The 17,805-nt window shown below is 45.4% G+C and carries 12 protein-coding genes; 7 read left to right on the top strand and 5 right to left on the bottom strand.

Annotation, left to right across the window (positions count from 1 at the left end):
* Window positions 1–31 precede the first annotated feature (31 nt).
* The 3 genes from BCV39_RS12735 to BCV39_RS12725 all read right to left on the bottom strand — a co-directional run bounded on the left by BCV39_RS12735 (window position 32) and on the right by BCV39_RS12725 (window position 3,140).
* Entirely contained in the window at window positions 32–481 is a 450-nt protein-coding gene (locus BCV39_RS12735; protein WP_048609171.1) for a TerB family tellurite resistance protein, read from the bottom strand.
* A gap of 151 nt (window positions 482–632) precedes the next feature.
* Window positions 633–2,660, bottom strand: a complete 2,028-nt coding sequence (locus BCV39_RS12730; protein ID WP_102432728.1) for an alkaline phosphatase D family protein — start codon at window positions 2,658–2,660, stop codon at window positions 633–635.
* A 24-nt stretch (window positions 2,661–2,684) separates the two neighbouring features.
* Window positions 2,685–3,140, bottom strand: a complete 456-nt coding sequence (locus BCV39_RS12725) for a hypothetical protein (protein ID WP_102432727.1) — start codon at window positions 3,138–3,140, stop codon at window positions 2,685–2,687.
* Window positions 3,141–3,221: 81 nt separating this feature from the next.
* Between BCV39_RS12725 and BCV39_RS12720 the strand changes: the two genes are divergently transcribed.
* From BCV39_RS12720 to BCV39_RS12700, 5 genes are all read left to right on the top strand, one after another.
* Window positions 3,222–4,535, top strand: coding sequence for a MipA/OmpV family protein (locus BCV39_RS12720; RefSeq protein WP_102432726.1), 1,314 nt, complete (start codon window positions 3,222–3,224; stop codon window positions 4,533–4,535).
* 398 nt (window positions 4,536–4,933) lie between these two features.
* Entirely contained in the window at window positions 4,934–5,980 is a 1,047-nt protein-coding gene (locus BCV39_RS12715) for an alcohol dehydrogenase catalytic domain-containing protein (RefSeq protein WP_008222112.1), read from the top strand.
* Between the two features lie 22 nt (window positions 5,981–6,002).
* Window positions 6,003–7,214, top strand: a complete 1,212-nt coding sequence (locus BCV39_RS12710) for an OFA family MFS transporter (RefSeq protein WP_102432457.1) — start codon at window positions 6,003–6,005, stop codon at window positions 7,212–7,214.
* A 285-nt stretch (window positions 7,215–7,499) separates the two neighbouring features.
* Window positions 7,500–11,543 (top strand): ATP-dependent RNA helicase HrpA, encoded by a 4,044-nt coding sequence (gene hrpA, locus BCV39_RS12705; protein ID WP_102432456.1) that lies wholly within the window; start codon window positions 7,500–7,502, stop codon window positions 11,541–11,543.
* 143 nt (window positions 11,544–11,686) lie between these two features.
* The gene (locus BCV39_RS12700) at window positions 11,687–12,181 is read left to right on the top strand and encodes an outer membrane beta-barrel protein (protein WP_017107497.1); all 495 of its coding nucleotides are present in this window, start codon (window positions 11,687–11,689) and stop codon (window positions 12,179–12,181) included.
* Between the two features lie 135 nt (window positions 12,182–12,316).
* Here the strand turns inward: BCV39_RS12700 and BCV39_RS12695 are convergent, their stop codons facing one another.
* Both BCV39_RS12695 and BCV39_RS12690 read right to left on the bottom strand, forming a co-directional pair.
* The gene (locus BCV39_RS12695; protein ID WP_048668634.1) at window positions 12,317–13,099 is read right to left on the bottom strand and encodes a hypothetical protein; all 783 of its coding nucleotides are present in this window, start codon (window positions 13,097–13,099) and stop codon (window positions 12,317–12,319) included.
* A complete protein-coding gene (locus BCV39_RS12690; protein WP_048666379.1) occupies window positions 13,020–13,805 on the bottom strand; it encodes a hypothetical protein in 786 nt (261 codons plus the stop codon). The genes BCV39_RS12695 and BCV39_RS12690 overlap by 80 nt, the downstream gene beginning before the upstream one ends.
* A 529-nt stretch (window positions 13,806–14,334) precedes the next feature.
* On the opposite strand from BCV39_RS12690, the gene BCV39_RS12685 reads away from it, so the two are divergent.
* Complete coding sequence (locus tag BCV39_RS12685) at window positions 14,335–15,120, top strand: TetR/AcrR family transcriptional regulator (RefSeq protein ID WP_102432455.1); 786 nt, start codon at window positions 14,335–14,337, stop codon at window positions 15,118–15,120.
* A gap of 170 nt (window positions 15,121–15,290) precedes the next feature.
* A complete protein-coding gene (locus BCV39_RS12680; RefSeq protein ID WP_241902310.1) occupies window positions 15,291–17,771 on the top strand; it encodes an MMPL family transporter in 2,481 nt (826 codons plus the stop codon).
* Window positions 17,772–17,805 lie beyond the last annotated feature (34 nt).

The following is a 17,805-nucleotide window of genomic DNA, read 5'->3' as shown; positions in this document are numbered from 1 at the left end:
CAGAGGCTTAACGTGAGTAGAGAACGCTTGATTAGCTTTTACCGAGGACGTTCAACTTAGTCTTGATAAAGTCACTGTGGTCAACGTAGAGCAGTTCTGCTGTTTTACGGATCACAGAGTCTTCGATAGGGTCAATTTCCCCGTCGGCGTGCGCCACTTCCCACATCGCTTTGATTAAATCGATTCTCACTGGTTGAGAAAGATCTCTAAGTTGAGATGTAAAGTCATACAGCGATACTGATTGCTCTACTTTCGGCTCTGCTTGCGCTAGCAGCACCTTCGCTTGTTCTTCATCTAAATCCAGCAAGCGTTGAAGAAGCTGTAGCTTAGCGACTCTTTCTGATTCATTGATCTGATGGTCGGCTCCCGCGACTTCACACAACAAACTCGCGATGGCGATGTTAGGTGATGTGCCTTGGTTTTTGCTTAGGTCCTGGCCTTCAATCAATTGTTTAAACATTGATGTGAGAGAATTGAACATAACGAGCTCCAGTTAAAATTTGTATCGGGTTCCGTAACGCTGATAGCTATAACTACAAGTATAACTATAACTATTGGGTCTACAGAGTGTGATCGCAAGCGTCTTTACTAAAAACTGACATTACGGATACGCGAGCGATAAGGAGCACTTCCTAGTCCGGTTTTGGAAAGCGGGTGACCTTGCCATCGCCACTGAGTGTCGTGATCGATTGCGGTTTCCCATCGGTATCTAGCCTCAATTCACCAATCGCACTGCGGTTTGAAAGGCGATAGAAGGTCTGATTGTCAGGGCTTCGCTTTTCGATCTTCAAGCGTTTACGCTTAGTGAAGTAGTTCAAAATTGAGCGAGGGCTGTACAACAGACGGTCCCATACATCGCAGAATTTAAGCAGCGGAGCAGGGAACTGGTTTTTAATGCCACTACAGGTAATCTGATAGATGTTCGGGCTGTTACGACGATACCTAAGCTTGATGTCATAAGCAAAGGAGTAGTGAACATCGCCAGAAAGCACCACGAAGTTGGTCGGTGTTTTGGTATGGGTAAAGATGCTGATCAGCGTATTCGCACTGCCCGGGTGTGCCATCCAGTTTTCAGCGTCAATCACTAATGGCTTGCCGATTGTGGTCGCCATCTTTTGCAGTGTTTCAATAAACTTCACGCCAAACATCGGTGCAGCAGAAACGATCACCACTTTATCTTGATTCATTAACTGATGCTGAAACTCAATCAAGGCTTCCCAGTCCATTAAACCTGAAGGCTTATTCATGCGTGACTCTGAACGCCAACGGCGGGTTCGAGTATCTAACACAATGACTTTGGGTGAGGTATCTATTGTGTAATGCCACTCTTCAAAGCGATTCAGCATCTCAATGAAGGCTTGATGCTTGCCTGGCTCGATGTTGCTAACAGAGTGAGTAGTCGCAGGATTACCGGCTTCATTATGCGTTTGTTCAGTAATGCGCGGATGATCGACAAAAAGCTGTTTTGCTTGCTCGATGAACGTTTCGTCGAAGCTCTCAGGCTTATTACCCCAACCCTGACACATCCAGTAGGCGGCAAGGCCATTACCAATCACTTGAGTGGCGAACTGATTTTGGTCGACGGCGTATTCCCAACCCACTGTAAGGTTCCAATCATCAGTAACATCGTGATCGTCGAAGATCATGTATGTTGGGATATGCGCGAACAGACGTTGTACTTGCGGTAAGCCAGCAATGAAATCATCGATGATGACGCTTTCATCACGCCACTGTTGCTGCTCTGCAGGCGTCAATTGTCGACCAGCCTGCATGAAATTGTTTTCGATTAATCGTTCGCGGTTAATGCATTGCCACAGTGTTGGAGACCAAACCAACAAGTACATCGCGATAAACTCAGACAGCGTGACCAAGTGGTTTTCACAATCGGTAGAACTAAAAATCGGCATGCCACGATTCGGAAAGAACTTATCGAGCATCGATTCTGAAGCGGTGTGGTGCGGTAAATAGTGATGACGCTGGTATAAGTGATATTCACTGTTATACAGAGCGTCACTGCTGTGGATTTGTTTAATCTGCGAGTCAGTCGGTAAGCTCTCACCAACAAGACCAAGCAGTTGAATCACTTGTTGAATAGCATCAAGCGTTGGGCCTGCCACATGATCGGCGTAGATCTGATCGCCGCTCATCATCAGCATATCGGGTCTTTCTGCAACGGTTTGCTCGGCAACCTTGTTATCGGCTGCGACTAGGCTGTCTTTGCTTGGATGATGCGGGTTACGGCAAGATCCATGAAGAATGTAATCAGCCGAGGTCGATATCTTAAACTCAACGTGAGATTTGCCATTGTAAACAAGGTGAGGGGCGAGCTCTTTTAGTGAACCTGAGTCTGTGTGAATGTTATACTCAAGAAGCGTATTAGTCGGAAACTGACCTTGTAAGCGGATGAGTGTCACCCACGCATGTGTGCCGACTTGAATCGAATCATGCTCTTCAAGCGAAGAGGTATAAAACGGTTGGTCTTGCTCTACGTTAGACTGGCCGATTTCTTCAACGAGATCTGTTTCGTTAACATACAGCTCAGCCCTGCCTATGAGAGGCGAGCTGGTGGCTAACCAAATTACCACTTCAGTCGCGGTGGTTTTTCTTAAAATGGGTCCGGCGAGTAACAGGGGAAGAGATGATGTCGTAGAGGGTTTCAATACGGTACCTAAAATCGTTAGTGGCTAGTCGTCGTGGTGTTCTATTAATTCGAGCTTATTCGTTTGAGGCTCACTCGTTTCAGACTCTGTTGTTTCAAGTATTTCGATAACTTCTGAACTAGAAAGTTCATGACCCATTAGAAATATTGCCAATAGGGCATCGGCTTTGGTCTTGGTATCGGAAGTGTCGTCTAACACCTGTTCCAGTTTTTCACGAATCATAGCAATCTCGTGTTCAACAAAACCACGGCCTTCTTCATCCCCTTGATTGTCTTCAGGGGCATTATCGAATTCAAGGAATAGCATGTCGCCGTCTAGGTTGGTATTCACCAAACGTTCGGGTAGCCACGCCTCGCCCATAACAATATCTGGATCGGAATATTTGGGTAAGTGATCTATAATATTTTGTAATTCGGAGACTTTCACAATACTTTCATTTAACCGAGAATATCCTACATTGTAACGGTCAATGCCGAGCAAACCTAAAAATAGTTAGCCATCACGGTTAATAAATGTCTATTCAGTAACACAATATTTATTACAAAGAGTAATTACATAAGAATGAAGCTCAAATATTTACCGACTCTCACTTCATCGGGTGCGATTCTACTTGGTAGCGCGTTCCTAAGCACTAATGTGTGGGCCGCTGAAGAGCAAGAGTGGGGCATTGCAGCAATGTTCCGTACTGCTAGTATCCCTTATGACACGTCAGGTGGTGATAAGACCGTCAGCTCGTTTGTCCCAATGTTGTTCTTTAAAAACGACTATGTGTTCATTGACGGTACTGAAATAGGGGCTTACCTCTACCAAACAGATGACGAAAAATGGTCTTTTAATGCTATTTCTCGCATGCGGTTTATTGATATCCCAGCATCTGAGCAGAACGCGATTGAGGGTGATACAGCTGACTTCGGTGGGCAACTTGCGTACCAGTTGGACGAGCAGTGGGCTGTTGAAACAGAAATCATGAGTGACAGTGAGTTTAACCTCCACGGTAACTTGCGTGCTAAAGCGAAGTATGAAACAGGCGATTGGGAGTTCTACCCAAGTGCGACACTGCGTTATAAAAGTGCTGACTTCAACAGTGAGTATTACTCTGCAGCGAGTGAAAGCATTGGGGCTGGTGTTGACTTAAATGTCGGTGTTGAAGCGCGTTACCATGTAGTTTCAAACTTATACTTATTGGGTTCAACCAGTGTCACTCGATTGGACGATAACGCTTACGATTCGTCGATTGTTGAAGATCGTTATCAAGGTGAACTGTACCTTGGCTTTGGTTTCTTTAACGATAAAGAGAAAGCGCCGAAACCTAAGTTGAGCAATGCGCCGTATTTACGTGTCGCACATGGCTGGGCAACACCGTCGAATATCGGCGACATCATGAAGTTCAACACAGAGAAAGACGAATACAACAACCAACTCACATCGTTCTTTTACGGTCACCCTTTAACGGATGAGATCTTTGGTTTCCCGTTGGATATCTATCTAACGCCGGGTATTGCGCATCACTGGAGTTCAGACGTTCAATCCAGTAGCACGGAATACATCATTGCAATTAAAGCGTACTACACCTTCAACTGGCCAACTCAGTGGCGATTCGGTGTCGCAGAGGGTATGTCTTACATAGATTCGATTACTTATATCGAAGGCTCTGAAATGGATCGTAAGGGCTACACGGCAAGCCACCTGTTAAACTACTTGGACTTCTCATTTGATGTGAACGTCGGTGACCTTATCGGTAAGAATGACCTCAACAATTTATGGTTTGGTTACTCATTACATCACCGCTCGGCGATCTTTGAAAATGCGTCCCAGTTTGGACGTATCAAAGGTGGCAGTAACTACAACACGGTTTACTTCCAATACGAGTTTTAAAGTATTACATCTACTAAAAATGCCGCTCCAAATAGAGCGGCATTTTTTTATCACTAAAGAAAAGAGCTAATCACTATTAGTCACTGATAATTAACTATTCGAAGCTACTTCAACTGAAACCTAATATATGAGTTCATTCTGATTATCTAATATTCTCTGCCTCCTTTTCGGATTTTACTACTATTTGATTATTTAACCTTCTTTCATTATTTGTTAACTTTTTTATATTATTTACAATGACTTATATTATGTTTCCATCCTGGGACTTCATGGTGTTCTAACTGTGTTTATTGTCTGTTAATCGATTGTTAATCGTCGTGCTGGTCACGTTAATTATTTAATTGCGTCTATATGATGAGCTCGAATTTATATAACAACAACGTCAGCTAGGAAGAATAATGAAAGCATATGTATTTGATGGAAAAGACAGCGCGAAATTGGAAGAACGTCCAATCCCTACAATTGAGAAGCAAAGCGATGTCATCGTAAGAATCGAGAAAACTACAATTTGTGGTACGGATTTACATATATTAAGAAATAACGTTGCGACATTTAAGCCAGGCACAATCATGGGCCATGAAGGGGTTGGTATAGTCGAAGAATGCGGTGAGTTGGTGAGTAAGTTTAAGCCAGGCGATCGCGTGATCGTGTCATGTATTACTTCATGTGGTAGCTGCAAAATGTGTCAAGTGTCTAAATTTGGTCAATGTTTAGATGGGGGCTGGCTACTTGGTAATGAAATTGATGGCTGCCAAGCGGAATACGTTCGAGTTCCTTATGGCGATACAAGTCTGCACCTTGTTCCTGATGACATCGATACAGACTCTCTGGTTCTATTGAGCGATATTTTCCCAACGGGTTACGAAGTGGGTGTATTGGATGGTCAGGTTCAGCCGGGTTGCTCTGTTGCCGTTATTGGTTGTGGTCCCGTTGGCCTTGCAGCTCTGATGACCTCTAAGTTCTTCACTCCAAGCGAAATCTATGCAATTGATACTAACCCTCATCGACTGCAAGTGGCTAAAGAGCTAGGTGCAACTCATGCGATCGATAACTCAGATGGCAGCGCCGTGCAGCAAATTCTCGACATGACAGATGATGTGGGTGTTGATGTGGTGATTGAAGCTATTGGCATTCCTGCTGGGTGGGATATGTCTCAGAAGTTGGTGTGCCCAGGAGGCAACATTGCAGTGCTTGGTGTTCACGGTAAATCTGCAACGATTAACCTAGAAGACATGTGGAAACGAAACTTCACTATGACAGCTGGCATGGTTCATACCAACACAACACCAATGTTAATCAAGCAAATTAGAGCGGGTTATTTGGAACCTCAAAAACTGATTAGTCACCAGTTCAATTTAACAGAGTCAGAAGAAGCTTATTCGACCTTTATCCATGCTTCAGACCACAAGTCGTTGAAAGTCATCATTTCTAACGATTGTTCATAAACAGCGAATTGTTGAGGTTAGCTTGATTAGTAAACCATTTAAAATACTAGTGATAGGTTTAATCGTGAACCTATCGATCGGTATCCTATATGTATGGGGCGTTTTCAGTGAACCTTTGGCTGAGGCGCTAGGTGTTGATCCTAAGGACGTAGATGGGCCTTACCAGACTTCCGTGTTCGCATTTTCGGTAAGTCTGTTTTTGGCTGGGGTATGGCAAGACAAAATAGGGCCAAGGAAGGTCACAATACTTGGTGTGTTTCTTGTCGGGGCGGGGCTTTTAGCGTCCGGTTATGCCTCAACATTAGCGGAATTGCAGGTTACCTTCGGGTGTATGGTCGGTGCTGGGATGGGCTTTGCCTATGCCTGTATTGGCCCATGTACCATGAAGTGGTGGCCAGAGAACAGAAAGGGGCTGGTTAGTGGTTTAACCGCTGGTGGGTTTGCGATGGCGGCACTGTATTTAGCTCCTTTATCGACCGTTCTCATCGAACACTATGGCATCTTAGATACGTTCAAGATCCTCGGTGTCGGTCTACTCTTCATGATCCCGATGGCCTCTCTGCTGGTGAACCCACCCAAAGGATATGTTTCAGAAGTTCCCGGAGGAAAGGCTGCGGAATATGGATCAGACATAAACATCCAGTGGCTGGATATGCTTAAAACACCACAATTTTACCAGATATGGTTAATGTTCATGGTGTCATCAGCAGCAGGTATCATGCTCATCGGTTCCATTGGCAACGTCAGTAAATCAATAGGCTTAACCGCTGAAGAAATTGCGTTAGGTATCATTTTATTAGCGATTTTTAATACCGCAGGGCGAGTCATTGGCGGCGTTGTATTCGACAGGATAGGGCGCGTTCATACACTAGGCTTAATATTCATGTTGCAAGCGGTCAATATGGTGTTTTTTACAACCATTGAAACCACGATTCCTCTAATGATCGGGATCTCCGCAGGCGCCATGTCTTATGGTGCGTTATTCGGTGTTTTCCCTCCAGTAACAGCGGTGGATTATGGTTTGAAGACGTACGGAACCAACTTTGGAATACTCTATTCAGCATGGGGTGTGTCAGGGTTCTTCGGAGGAATACTCGCCTCGGTAGCGGGGACGGCTGAAAACACCTATTTAGCTTACGCTGCGCTATTGGTTTCAATTACTGTAATGAATTACTTAATGAAACCCGTTGATAAGTCCGTTTTATTAAAAGACGAAGTTAATCTGGAATACTAAACACGAGACAAGTGAAGCTCTTATTGCTTTCAGAGTCTCTACCAATAACGTGTTTCTACCTAATGTTGGCTTGGGCAATCTAAGCCAACATTTTTTAATCGAATCACCAACTGCCTACCAATAATGAGCTTCAGTTTTTAGTGTAACAATTGAACACGTTAGTTTGCATTACCCCTGTTTCAGCAGGCGCTTAGGCAGCTAATATTCCTTGCTTTGTGTTAACTCGTTCCTTTCCTTTATGCTACAATCGCGCGAGTTTATATAAGAGAAAGAATAGGACACGCTGTGACTTCGTCTCCGGAAAAAGCAGATAAAAATAACCATGTAGCGAATACCAACGCGACATCGGATTCTGCTGCTGATCAAGCTAATCAAAAAAAGCAAAACAACAAACAACAAGCACCTAAAGCTAGCGCATCTCAAAATAGCCCAGCCTCTCTTCGTAAGGCCTTAAATGAGTGCATGATGCGCGATCGCTTCCGTTTGAGTAAGCGAATTGCTGGTGCGAGTAAAATTAAGAACGAACAAGCTAAGCACGCTGTCTTTGATGAGATTGCGTTAGACATTGCTAAGTCAATGATGACGGCAACTCAGCGTGCTGCGCAAAAACCAACGATTGAATACCCAGAAATTCTCCCTGTTAGCCAAAAACGCGACGACATCGCGAAAGCCATTGCTGAAAACCAAGTGGTTATCGTGGCGGGTGAAACGGGTTCGGGTAAAACCACTCAGCTACCAAAAATCTGCTCTGAGCTTGGCCGTGGTCGCTTTGGCCTAATTGGTCACACTCAGCCTCGTCGTCTTGCTGCGCGTTCGGTTGCGAACCGTATTGCTGAAGAGATGGAAACGCAGCTAGGTGAGTTTGTTGGTTATAAGGTTCGATTCAACGACCAGATTTCTGACAACACACAAATCAAATTGATGACCGACGGTATTCTACTGGCGGAAATTCAGCACGACCGATTCTTAAATCAGTACGACACCATCATCATCGATGAAGCGCACGAACGTAGCCTGAACATCGATTTCATCATGGGTTACCTGAAAGAGTTGCTACCAAAGCGTCCTGATCTGAAAGTGATCATCACGTCGGCAACCATCGACCCAGAGCGTTTCTCTAAGCACTTCAATAATGCGCCAATCATCGAAGTGTCTGGCCGTACTTACCCAGTAGACACGCGTTACCGCCCATTAGGTGGTGATGAAAGTGATTCAGATCGCGACCAAATTGAAGGCATCTTTGAAGCGGTTGATGAACTGTGTGATGAAGGGCTTGGCGATATCTTGATCTTCATGAACGGTGAGCGAGAGATTCGTGATACCGCAGATGCATTAAGTAAACGTAACCTTCGTGATACTGAAATTGTTCCGCTTTACGCGCGCCTGTCGGCGGGAGAGCAGAACCGTATCTTCCAGTCTCACACGGGACGACGCATCGTTCTGGCAACCAACGTAGCAGAAACCTCGTTAACCGTTCCGGGCATCAAGTATGTTATCGACCCGGGTACGGCGCGTATTAGCCGTTACAGCTACCGCACCAAAGTACAGCGTCTGCCGATTGAGCCCGTGTCTCAAGCGAGTGCAAATCAGCGTAAAGGTCGTTGTGGTCGTGTTGCGGAAGGTATCTGTATTCGCTTGTATTCGGAGGAAGATTTCGAATCACGCCCAGAGTTTACTGACCCAGAGATCCTTCGTACTAACCTAGCATCGGTTATCCTTCAGATGACAGCGCTAGGCCTCGGCGACATTCAAGCGTTCCCATTTGTTGAAGCGCCCGATAAGCGCAACATTCAAGATGGTGTAAGGCTGCTTGAAGAGCTTGGTGCGATCGCGACTGTTGAACCGTCAGCCAACAAAAACAAGAACCAAGGCGATGACAAGAAGAAGCTAACCGCGATTGGCCGTAAGCTAGCAAAACTGCCTATCGATCCACGTTTAGCGCGTATGGTGATTGAAGCGCCACGTAACCGATGCCTACACGAAGTGATGGTGATTGCGTCTGCGTTGTCGATTCAAGACCCGCGTGAGCGCCCGTCAGACAAGCAACAATCGTCTGATGACAAGCACAAACGTTTCTTCGATAAAGAGTCTGATTTCATTACGTTTGTGAACCTATGGGATTACATCAAGCAGCAGCAAAAAGCGCTGTCGAGTAACCAGTTCCGCAAACAGTGTAAGCAGGATTACCTCAACTATTTACGTATTCGTGAATGGCAAGATGTGTACTTCCAAATTCACCAAGCGATGCGTGAACTTGATACTAAGTTGAATACAGAGCCGGGCAGCTATGATGGCATTCATATCTCGCTACTATCAGGCCTGCTTTCGCACATCGGTATGAAAGACCAAGAGAAGAATGAGTATCAAGGTGCACGTAACGCACGTTTCCATATCTTCCCTGCGTCTGGCCTATTTAAGAAACAGCCTAAATGGATCATGTCTGCTGAGCTGGTGGAAACCTCAAAACTTTGGGGTCGTGTTATCGCCAAGATTCAACCGGAATGGATTGAACCGCTAGCGAAACACCTGATTAAACGTAGCTATAGCGAACCACACTGGTCGAAGAAACAAGCGGCAGTCATGGCACACGAAAAAGTGATGCTTTACGGAATCCCGATTGTTCCTAAACGCCTTGTGAACTACGGTGCAATTGATGCAACTGTCAGCCGTGAGTTGTTTGTACGTAGTGCATTAGTAGAAGGTGAGTGGGAAACCAAACACACCTTCTTCAAGCAAAACCGCAAGCTACTGCAAGAAGTGGAAGAGCTTGAGCATAAATCGCGTCGTCGTGACATCTTGATCGACGATGATGAACTGTTCGATTTCTATGACCAGCGTGTTGGCGAAGAGGCAGTTTCAGGCCGTCACTTCGATACATGGTGGAAGAAGACCAGCCAGAAAACCCCTGAACTGCTGAACTTTGAAAAGTCGATGCTGTTCCGAGGTGATGCTAGCCACGTTACTGACTTGGATTACCCGAACTTCTGGCACCAAAACGGTATCAAGCTCAAGCTGAGTTACCAATTTGAGCCTGGCGATGACAACGATGGTGTAACGGTACACATTCCGCTGCCTATCTTGAACCAGATCGACCAGAACGGATTCGATTGGCAGATCCCAGGACTACGTCAGGAATTGGTGATTAGCCTAATCAAGTCATTACCTAAAACGCTACGCCGTAACTTTGTGCCTGCGCCAAACTACGCCGATGCATTCTTGGCTCGTGTTACACCGTTAGAAGCGCCGCTGTTAGACTCTCTTGAGAAAGAGCTGCGCCGTATGACAGGTGTTGAAGTGGTACGTGACGACTGGAAGTTAGACCAGATTCCGGAACACTTAAAGGTAACATTCCGTGCCGTAGATCATCGCAAGCGTAAGCTGAAAGAACAGAAAGATTTGCATGAACTGAAAGAGAGCCTGAAAGACAAGGTTCAAGAAACGCTTTCTAAAGTTGCGGATGACGATATCGAGCAGCAGAATCTGCACACGTGGAGCTTTGGTGAGTTACCAAAAGTCTACCAACAGAAGCGTGGCGGCTACGATGTTAAAGCCTTCCCTGCGCTGGTGGATACCAAAGACAGCGTAGAGATCAAACTGTTCGAAACCGAGCAAGAGCAGATCTCGGCAATGAAATCGGGTCAACGTCGTTTGATCTTATTGAACGTGCCATCGCCGATCAAATACTTGCACTCTAACTTGCCGAACAAATCGAAACTTGGCTTGTACTTCAACCCATACGGACAGGTACTTGATTTAATCGATGACTGTATCGCTTGTGGTATTGATAAGCTGATTGAAGAGAAGGGCGGTTTGGTTTGGGAACCAGAGCAGTTTGAAGCACTGAAAGAGCACGTACGTGCAGAGTTGGGTGATACGGTAGTTGAGATTGCTCAACAAGTTGAAACCATCTTAACCACGGCATTCAGCATCAGTAAGAAGCTAAAAGGTCGTGTCGATCTTTCTATGGCATTCGCACTTTCTGACATAAAAGCTCAAGTAGAAGGTTTGATTTTTAAGGGTTTTGCCACAGAATGTGGGTGGAAACGCCTGCCGGATATTCTACGCTATATGAGAGCGATTGAACGTCGCATGGAAAAACTGCCAATTGACCCGAATAAAGATCGTCTTCATATGATCAAAGTTGAGTCAGTAATGAATGATTACAAAGAACTGCTGAATAAAATTCCAAAAGGGATCGCGGTTCCAGAAAATGTAAAAGAGGTGCGTTGGATGATAGAAGAGCTTCGTGTAAGCTTCTTCGCACAGCAGCTCGGTACGCCTTACCCAGTATCAGATAAGCGTGTTAAAAACGCGATTGATGCTTGCTAAAGGAATAAAGCTAGACGCAATAGCAAGGTTTGGGTATAAATCTTGCTTATTGCATTACTAATTGAATAGTTATTACATACAGGGCGACTTGGTGGCAATTTATTACCACTCAAGGCCTGCCACTAGGACGAAAAAGGTCGAATATGAAAAAAACGTTATTGGCACTAGCACTACTAGGTGCATCTTCAACAGCAATGGCTGATTCTTGGTTGTACGGCGGTGTAATGGGTGGTCAAAACTCATTCGCTGGTGAAGATGAAAATGCGGTGGGCATCCACGTAGGTACAGGTATCCTTCCACTAATCGGTGTTGAAGCGGGTTACTGGGATCTAGGTTCTTTCGACAACGTTAGCTACGGCAACCGTGCTAAACAAGGTGTTGACGTAAGCACTGCTTACTTAGCGATCAAACCAAGCATCGACTTCGGTCCTCTTCACGTATACGCGAAGGGTGGTCTTCATTCTTACGAAGTGAAAGGCGATAACTTCAAGCAAGACGACGTTGATATCATGTACGCTGTAGGCGCTGAATACTTCATCTTCGGTCCACTATCTGTAGGCGCTAGCTACCAAAACTTCAAAATGAAAGATGACGACGCAGGCGTTTTCTCTCTAAACGCAACTATCCACCTACTGTAATCAATCAGTAATGCGATCAGTCGTTAAGAGTTCGTAAGAATTCATAAAAAATGCCAGCTTGATAGCTGGCATTTTTGTATCTGTTAACCGTGTAATCGCTACTCTGTTTTCTTACAACAGATAGCGGGCCGACGGTTACTTTTTACTGTTCAGAATACGCTGAATTCTAGGGTTAATCGCTTTGCCGTGTTGGCTTTCGTACTCTTCACGTTTTAAATCGTTCAGGTTCTTCACTGAGTTAGCGGCAAGAAGGAATTGCGGCAACTCCGTTTCTAGCATGCCTTTCTCATCTAAACGTTTTGCTTCCAAGTAGTACTTCTTAAACAGGCCATCAAGCTTGTTTTCCGCAGTGCGCTTCAAGTCATACAGCTTGTTTTGAATCAGCCATTTCTCAATCTTGTTCACCGCTGTGCGCGACAACACACGGATACGGCTATCCAACAACTCTTCTTCCGTCAAAGAATCTTTCAGGATCCATAGCTCACCCATTTGCGGCGGCCAGCTGTTGCCAAGCTGAATGCGCTCGTGACAGTGCATTAGCACTCGGTTTAGGCCGTCTGAATCAACAGAGTTAGCAAACTCAATGAACTTGCCACTTGGCTCGCTACCGTACTGATATTCCCACTGTGTTTCGTATACGCTCAAGAAAGAGCCGAACACATGGATACACCAATCGGTTAGTTCTAATTCTGCGGCATCCTGATCAACAACAGGCACTTGTTGAGAGGCACCAGTGCTAGCAGCATTAGGTGTCGCTACTTCCGTACTCTGTGCTTCAATAACGTCAGGTACTGCGGGATCTTTAGGCAGCACTTCCGGAACAACAGGTTGAGCTTGCTCAGAAGGTTGGCTTTTTGCCTTTTTGAATGAGCTGCTGCCTGAAGCGTTCAGATGGGCTAAGCTTTTGTCGATACCCATTTCCTTGAGCTTGTCCTGCATTTCCTGAATATTGAGAGGTCTTCTGCTGTTGTTGTCTTTCATTTTGCTTCTCGTTAACTAACCAGTACTGCAACTTGGATTCGATGCGTGATATTGGCATTAGTTCATTGGCTTTGGCTTTATACCAGAGGACAAATTTTTTCCATACTAAACTATGGTCACCAGCAAGGCCGGAGAATTTAAACGCACGTTCCGCCCATGTTGGAATGATCTCTTCATCCAAATCATGCGTTGAAACGGTGTTACTGTTCATTGAGCCTCTGCCTTGTGGGCGAGGGGCATGTTGCATGTGTTGCATTGGCGCCGGAGCAGGCTGAAACTTAGGTGCAGGTGCAGGTGCAGGTGCAGGTGCAGGTGCAGTAGAGTAGACCGGAATACTATTGGCCGGTTGAGCCTCAACGTGCGCTGCAGCTTGCTCTTGCTCAATGAGCATTTTGAAAACGTGAATCTCTTTTTGATCTCGATAATCTACTTTCACCTTATCGAGAAAACCTTGGTCGACTAAACACTTAAGACAGTCGGCTAAACCAAACGTAGAGAGAGCACAAAGTTGACCTGCTGTCTGTAGGCACACATTGGTGTAGCCGAATTCGTCAGCACCGTCTGCAAGCATCAATAAAACCAGCTTTTCTGCTGGGCTAGAAGTATTCACTTGCCAAGCTAAATAAGAATATTTGGCGCTCAATATCGTGTTCTCAAAAAAGGTAAGTCGTTGTCACTATTGTAAGTCACCCCTTACCGAATTTATAGCAACTTAACAGAAAACGGCATTAGTAAGCCAAATATTGACCATAAGGAGACGTCTGCCCTAAAAAGTAAGCCTACAGTCATTCATTCTTGTGGTTAGCGCTAGGAATCATTGGGCATGAATGCGCATAGCAGCTTAAAGTGACGACATTCTTTGTTAGGTTAAGAATGACCAATTCACTTTCGCAATCTGTAGGTCAAAATACGGGTCTTCTCTTAAGGTCGACTATTGATGATTGTCTTATCGACTCCCAATCCACCTATCCATTCAAATTCTGAATTTAATTTATAAAACACCTTGATATGATCAATATTTGCGCTATTATGACGATAAGTCATAAATGACGAAGCGTCACAAAATGGTTAACTACATGAATTTACTATTCGTGTTAATATATTGGATAGGAGCGTTTTAAATACTGGCGAAGCTTAGGTAATGGCTAAGCTCATATACGGACTGAGAAATTATGTTTGGCTTTGGTTGTAAAGGCGATAAACAAGGTATCTTTGGTTGCAAAGGCGTGTTGTCTAAAAAGCAGCAGTCTATTGCAGACCGAGAAGTAGAGTTGATGTTGTTAGCAAAAGATCTGGTTCGAGAACAAGGGTTCGGGAACCTCACGATGGACAGGCTAACGGCAGCAAGTTCTTATTCTAAAGGTACGATATACAATCACTTTTGCAGCAAAGAAGACGTGGTTTTAGCCTTGTGTATTCACTCTTTAAAGACCGAGGCATTGATGTTTTCTCGTTCTGGAGAGTTTGAAGGCAACACACGCGAAAAGATAGTCGCACTGCACGTTGCTTACCGAATCTATGCGCGCATGGAACCGGTATTATCAACCTGTGCGATCATGGCAAAAAGCCCGTGGGTACTGGAGAAAGCGTCTAGTGCACGCGTAGCTGAGATGAATGAACTGGAAGAGCTGGTGATTGAACAAGCCGACACTATGGTTAATCAAGCCGTAGAAGCCGGTGACCTTAAGTTCTCTTCTGGTGTAGGTTCTGATGCCATCGTGTTTGCTAACTGGTCAATCGCATTTGGTTCAAATGCCTTGTCACAGAACGCATCAAACAGTCATTGTATTAAGCGGTTACAAGATCCGTATTCAGTATTACACAACGCGAACATGCTACTAGACGGCCTCAATTGGCAGCCCCTTTCTACCGACTGGGATTACCGTAAAACTTGGCGTCGTGTAGAACAAGAACTGTTCAGTGAAGAGATCGCTTACTTAGAATCTGTAGGTCGATAGCTTCCATTAAGCCCACACATGTGGGTTTATTAATAACCATTTTTGACGATTCGTCACAACTTGAGATTAACCGACTGTGGTTGCTGTTTTCTTGAGTGTTTGACTAAGAGTTGTGTCTTTTGTCAGCTTCGGCTGGCTTTTTATGACACAAATATGACGAATCGTCACAAATGGAGACTGTGATGAAACATGACAGCCAGAAGCCCGCTTTCGATCAGCAAAATCGAGATAACCCTAATGCCGATAGCGTAAACGCAGATCTAAATAACAGTTGGCACTCAATACCTACCAAACGTTCGTTTATCGTTCTGCTGGTGGTGTTTTCAATCATCATTCTCTCTGCATTAGGGGCTAAGAACCTCTATTTTAGAGGGGACTACAACATATTCTTCGAAGGCACCAACAAACAGTTGATGGCGTTCGATGAAATCCAAACCACCTTTGCAAAAACCGACAACCTTGCGATTGTTGTCGCCCCTGAAGATGGCAATGTCTTCACTCCTGAAACCCTCACATTAATTCAAAACCTCACGGTTGACGCGTGGCAGATCCCGTACTCAAGCCGTGTGGATTCTCTTGCCAATTATCAGCACACCGAAGCCATTGAAGATGACCTCTTGGTAGAAGACTTGCTGTATGAAGAGTACGAACACACACCAGAGCGCATCGCCAAAGTAAAACAGATCGCCCTCAACGAACCATTGCTCAAGAATGCTTTGGTGTCGGCGTCGGGCGATGTGACCATTGTTAACGTCACAGTGCAACTGCCAGAAATAGATAAAACAGCAGAAGTGCAAGAGGTGATTGCGGCGATTAATGCCATGATCGGCAAGTACCAAGCTCAGTATCCGAATGTGGAATTCCATAAAGCGGGCATCATCGCCATGAACAACGCGTTTATGACTTCGGCTCAACAAGACAGCTCAACGCTCGTACCGTTAATGCTGCTAGTGGTACTGGTGTTCCTGACCTTTATGCTGCGCTCGTTCTTTAGTGTAGTTGCGACGCTTATTGTGATCATCTCTTCGATTGTTGCCACCATGGGTTTATCTGGTTGGGCAGGGATGTTCTTGAGTACCGCAACCGTCAATGTTCCTACCTTAGTGTTAACTTTGGCGGTTGCTGATTGTGTTCACGTAATCGTGACCATGAGACAAGCGATGCAACGCGGGATGGAGAAAGCACAAGCCATTCAATACAGCATTAAGCTCAATGCTATGCCAATTCTGATCACCTCAGTCACTACTGCGATTGGTTTCTTGATGATGAACATGTCGGATTCACCAGTGCTGCGTGATTTCGGTAACTTATCGGCACTAGGCGTACTTATCGCGTGCTTCCTCTCTGTGACTATGCTGCCTGCACTGCTAAAACTGCTGCCTGTGAAACGACTACCTGCTAACCCTGAGGCGGCAAACAAAGTCACCTTCATGGATAAGCTGGGCGATTTTGTCGTAACTAATCGTAAGGCACTGCTGCCTATTTCTACCTTAGTCATCGTTGGTGCTGCGGCGTTAATTCCACTCAACAAAGTGAACGATGAATCGGTGAAGTATTTCGATACTTCAAGTGAATTCAGACAAGCGGCCGACTTTATGGAACAGACCGTAAGCGGCATGACGACCCTTAGCATCGCTGTGAAAACCAATGAGTCTCAAGCGATTGCCGATCCTGTGTTCTTGCAAGCAATTGGCGACTTTACTGAGTGGCTACGCGTCCAACCAGAAACCGATCATGTGGCAACGCTTTCCGATGTTTACATGCGTTTGAATAAGAACATGCATGGCGACGACGACAGCTACTACAAGCTACCGCTTAACCGAGAGCTAGCCGCGCAATACCTGCTGCTTTATGAGATGTCTTTGCCGTACGGCTTGGACTTGAACAATCAAATCAACGTCGATAAGTCATCGATCAAAATGGTACTCACGGTCGACAACCTAGGCAGCGTTGAGCTAGTGGAACTCGAAGAGCGCATTTACTCATGGTTTGCGGCAAATGCGCCTCAGTATGAAGTAGTCGCGTCGAGCCCATCACTGATGTTTGCCCACATTGGCGAAACCAACATGGCGAGTATGCTATCGACTCTGCCTATTACTTTAGTGCTTATCTCTGGCTTGATGATCTTTGCATTGCGCTCGGTTCGCTTAGGCATGATCAGCCTAGTGCCAAACATTGCGCCTGCGATCATTGGCTTTGGTTTATGGGCGCTTATCTCAGGTGAAATCAATCTTGGTTTGTCAGTCGTGGTTACGCTCACGTTGGGTATCGTTGTTGATGATGCGGTGCACTTCTTAAGTAAATACCAACGCGCCAGAATCGAAGGGAAATCAGCAGAAGAAGCGGTTCGATATGCCTTCCACACCGTTGGACGCGCCTTGTGGATCACCACGGTTGTACTGGTGGCTGGCTTCTCTGTACTGGCGATGTCGAGCTTCAGACTCAACTCCGACATGGGCTTGCTCAGCGCGATTGTGATTTTCATTGCGCTGGTGGTCGACTTCATCTTGCTACCGAGCTTACTGATGATCTTCGACAAACAGACGCACTATGCAGATAAACCTCAGCACGAATCGCAACCGTCTAAAACAGAGCCATCTAAAACAGCACAGCCTAACTCGACAGCCGAACTGACTACATCGACCAAATAAGGAAATGTCAGCCTGCTGCGGTGGACTGACTCAA

It is taken from the genome of Vibrio sp. 10N.286.55.E10 (genome assembly GCF_002872555.1).
Lineage (GTDB): Bacteria > Pseudomonadota > Gammaproteobacteria > Enterobacterales > Vibrionaceae > Vibrio > Vibrio crassostreae.
Note: the sequence above shows the minus strand (reverse complement) of the source record. Positions and strands in the feature narration are given on the sequence as shown.